Raw genomic sequence first — 3,912 nt, forward strand, 5'->3', positions numbered from 1 at the left:
AAGTCGTCCTGGATCTGCCGGAAGGCATGGAAGCCAGTTACGCGGAGGTTTCCCTGCCCCGTTACCGGCGCGTGTTCACGCTATCCAAGGAACTAGATCCCGAAAAGGTCGTCGCCGACTTCAACCACGGCGTGCTCAAGCTGCGCATCCCGAAAGCCGAATCCGCGCAACCGAGCCGCATTGAGGTCAAGGTGGCGTGATGTAAGCCGAGCGGGTCGTGGGCGTCACCCATGGCTGCACACCGGTAAGAGGGCTGACATGCAACTGGAATCGTTGAAAGCGCGTTCCGGTTTTCGCCCTTTTGAACAGTGAGGGGCCGACGATGCGACTGATCGAATTGGATGAACAACAGGACTTTCTTGCGACCTTGCAGCGTAATGGTCTGGCCGCAGATGATTTCGAACTCCTGGAAACGGATACGACTGACCCAAAAGGCGACGAGAACTTCGGTTTACAGGGCTACGTCACGGTATCCAAACGATCGACACGAGTTACAAGGGAATACCCCATCGGCTATGAAACCGATTGGGTTCAGCATTTCAGGAAAGATCTCGAGGCCGGCATCTTCGATAAGCCCGAATGAGATCCTGCGTGCTATTGGGGCGGGGGGTGGAATAGGACTACCTGCCCGATTGGATACTCACCTGGAAGCAGGCATATCCAGACGATGCGCATGTAGCTGGAGGAACAGATTCTCCTGCCACATTGCTTCCAGTCTTCCTTTGGACGAGATCCCTGTGGTGGGGTTCAAACGGTTGCTGCCGGTAGTGCCGTTCAGATGGCTTCTTTGTTGCGGTGAAGGACGGCGTAGCTGGGATAAGAATCCACCCTTCTGCTTCACTCGGCTGCAAAGCGGCGGAAGAACCATTGTTTCATGCCTTCCACCGCCAATAGATAGAAGAGCAGCATGGCAGCGAGGATGAGAAAGAAGAATGCCGGCGGCGCGACGAAACCGAGATGCACGCCAGCAGAGGTGAACGGCAGCAGCACGGCCACCCCCACCACCGCCAGTGAACAGGCGATGAGCCAAGGATTCGGGTAGCTCCTGAAAGGATTCCTACGGGTGCGGATGATGAAGATAACCAGCACCTGCGTGGCCATGGACTCAATGAACCAGCCGGTATGGAAGAGCCTCTCGCCGGCATGAAAGACCGTCAGCATGATGTAGAAGGTGAGGAAGTCGAAGATCGAGCTGACCGGGCCGATAATCAACATGAAATTGCGGATGAAATTCATGTCCCAGTGGCGCGGATGGCTCAAGTAATCGTCATCTACCCGGTCCAGTGGAATGGGCAGTTCGGATACGTCGTAGAGGAGATTGTTGAGCAGGATCTGCACCGGCAGCATCGGGAGGAAGGGGAGAACAAGCGAGGCGCCGGCCATGCTGAACATGTTGCCGAAATTGGAGCTGGTTCCCATCATGATGTATTTCATGATATTGCCAAAGGTGCGCCGTCCTTCCAGGACGCCGGCATGGAGGACTAACAGGTCGTGTTCCAGCAGGATCATGTCTGCCGCCGCTTTCGCCACGTCCACGGCACCGTCCACGGAAATCCCCACATCGGCGGAATGGAGCGAAGGCGCGTCATTGATCCCGTCGCCGAGATACCCGACCACATGACCGCGCTGCTTGAGCGCCAGGATGACACGGTTTTTCTGGGTAGGCGCCACACGGCAGAAGAGGTTCACTTGCTCCACCCGCGCTGCGAGTGCCGGGTCATCCATTTGCTGGATCTGCGCACCGGTAAGCACACCCACTACCGGGAGCCCAAGTTGGGCGAAGACATGCTGTGTGACCAATTCATTATCGCCGGTGATGATCTTGACCGCGACTCCATCGGCGGCGAGCTTCGCCAGGGCCGCCTTGGCACTCTCCTTGGGGGGATCGAGGAAGGCCGCGAAGCCAGCAAAGACCAGTTCCGTTTCATCGCTCACCACGGCATGGGGGTGGTCCATCCCCACCTGCCGTGAAGCGATCCCCAGCACCCGGAAGCCCTCTTTACTGAGACCTTCAAATTGCCCGTTGAGCCCTTTGAGCGCTGCTTCATTCAGGGGCCGCAGACCGGCCTCTCCATTCAACCCGTAGCTGACCGACAGACGCAGGATGTCTTCGGGCGCTCCCTTGACCACGAGCAGTCGGGTCGTCCCGTTGTCGAGGAGCACCGACACCCGGCGGCGCTCGAAGTCGAACGGCACTTCATCGATCTTGCGCCAGCCGCTCACGTCAATTTCTGTGTGCTCCAGGATGGCGTCATCCAGGGGGCTTCTTAGTCCTGTTTCAAAAAAGCTGTTGAAGTAGGCCAGTTCCAGGACCCGCCGACTATCCCGGCCCAGGGGGTCCAGGTGGCGCTCCAGATGGATCCGGGCCTCCGTCAGCGTGCCGGTCTTGTCGGTACAGAATACGTCCATGCTGCCCAGATTGTGGATCGAGGCGAGCCTCTTAACGATCACCTTGCTGGCTGCCATGCGCAGTGCGCCTCGCGACAGCGTCACGGAGACCACCATGGGCAGGAGTTCAGGCGTCAGCCCGACGGCCAGGGCCACGGCAAACAGGAACGATTCGAGCCATGGGCGGTGAAAGAAGGCGTTGACGAGAAGGACGAACAGGACGAGCAGGATCGTCATGCGCATGATGAGGTTCCCGAAGCCGTGGGTCCCCTGCTCGAAGGCGGTGGGCGGGGCCGTGACCAGCAGGGTGTCGGCAATTTCACCAAGCGCCGTATTCTGCCCGGTGCGGCACATCAGCACCCTGGCCGTGCCGCTGATCACCGATGTCCCCAGCAGCACGGTATTGCTGGCCGAGAGGATCTCTGTCTCTTCCGGCAATTCACCGGGGGTCTTTTCCACCGGATATGGTTCGCCGGTAAGGAGGGCCTGGTTGACAAAGAAGTCCTTTGCCTCCAGCACCCTGCCGTCGCAGGGAATCAGGTCGCCGGCGGTAAGGAGCGCCACATCGCCGGGCACCAACTCCGCAACCGGTATCTCAATGAACTTGCCGTCCCGCAGCACCTGCCCCCGTACTGCCACCGACTGCCGCAGTCGATCCGCCGCCTGACCGGCCCGGTATTCCTGGACGAAATCGAGGGACACGCTGATGATGACGATGGCACCGATAATGAAGAAGCTGACGGTGTCGCCGGTGAAAGCGGAAAGGGCGCTGGCAGCGAGGAGAATGATGACCAAGGGATTGCGGAACTTGGTCAGAAATTGAAGGATCAGCGCTCTTTTTGGCTCCCCATGGATCAGGTTTGGGCCGAACTGTGCCAGGCGCGAAGCCGCCACAGCGCTGCTCAGTCCGTTAGGGCTTGTGGCCACCTGTTCCAAGAGCGCCGAGACAGGGAGCTGCCAGAATGCCGAATCCGTTTTGACGGCGGGTGTAGGCATGATGGATTCCTCCGGCGAACTTGCATAGCGGTACCAGCCTAACGGGCGTGTCCATGTCAACGAAGCTGCTCCGCTGCCCTGTCACGGCGAAGCGTCAAGGACATGCGCGGGCCGGGACAGGCCATTCGCTCAGAAAACAGCGGCAGTGTCGCCCACCAGGTGACGAGGCCCAAGTGCAAAGCGCTGCTCCACCCGATCAATCATCGTCTTGGTCGAGTTCACCTCGTTCGTTCGATTGGCCGAGGTCCTCGACGTCGACGATGATTCCTGGCTGGAGGTCAATCAGACAATTTGTTGAGTAGGCGTAGAAGGCATGGCTGCCCGTGGCCGCCCTACTGTCGGAAGGCGTGACGACAGTGCTGTCAACGGGCGGCTCGCGATCGCGAATGGCAAATAGGTAGGGCTGCCGACCGGCCGCCGCTACGGAGTTATTATTGATCTTTCCGTAAATCATGACATCACCACAACGTTGCCTGAACCCAGCACGCGGCGATGATCGAAGGTCGGTGCTGAGCGCTCTTGAGTTTG

The 3,912-nt window shown here is 59.2% G+C and carries 3 protein-coding genes and 1 pseudogene; 2 read left to right on the top strand and 2 right to left on the bottom strand.

Annotated elements, in window-relative coordinates; genetic code table 11:
* Together RM96_RS31830 and RM96_RS31835 are read left to right on the top strand one after the other, a co-directional pair.
* Positions 1-200: Hsp20/alpha crystallin family protein (locus RM96_RS31830; protein WP_039015734.1), on the top strand; the 200-nt coding region annotated here is incomplete at its 5' end.
* Positions 201-322: 122 nt separating this feature from the next.
* Positions 323-583: a hypothetical protein gene (locus tag RM96_RS31835; RefSeq protein WP_039015737.1), complete on the top strand. Its 261-nt coding sequence runs from the start codon at positions 323-325 to the stop codon at positions 581-583.
* A gap of 254 nt (positions 584-837) precedes the next feature.
* Here RM96_RS31835 and mgtA read toward each other — a convergent pair whose 3' ends face one another.
* A complete protein-coding gene (mgtA, locus tag RM96_RS31840; protein WP_039015735.1) occupies positions 838-3,384 on the bottom strand; it encodes a magnesium-translocating P-type ATPase in 2,547 nt (848 codons plus the stop codon).
* A 141-nt stretch (positions 3,385-3,525) separates the two neighbouring features.
* A pseudogene (locus tag RM96_RS40400) lies at positions 3,526-3,715 on the bottom strand (IS5/IS1182 family transposase); the annotation flags it as partial.
* Positions 3,716-3,912 lie beyond the last annotated feature (197 nt).

Origin of the sequence: Cupriavidus sp. IDO (genome assembly GCF_000812465.1) — a bacterium.
Taxonomy (GTDB): domain Bacteria; phylum Pseudomonadota; class Gammaproteobacteria; order Burkholderiales; family Burkholderiaceae; genus Cupriavidus.

Coding starts and splice junctions, on each gene's coding strand:
- RM96_RS31835 (WP_039015737.1), top strand. CDS start 323: ATGCGACTGATCGAATTGGATGAACAACAGGACTTTCTTGCGACCTTG.
- mgtA (WP_039015735.1), bottom strand. CDS start 3,384: ATGCCTACACCCGCCGTCAAAACGGATTCGGCATTCTGGCAGCTCCCT.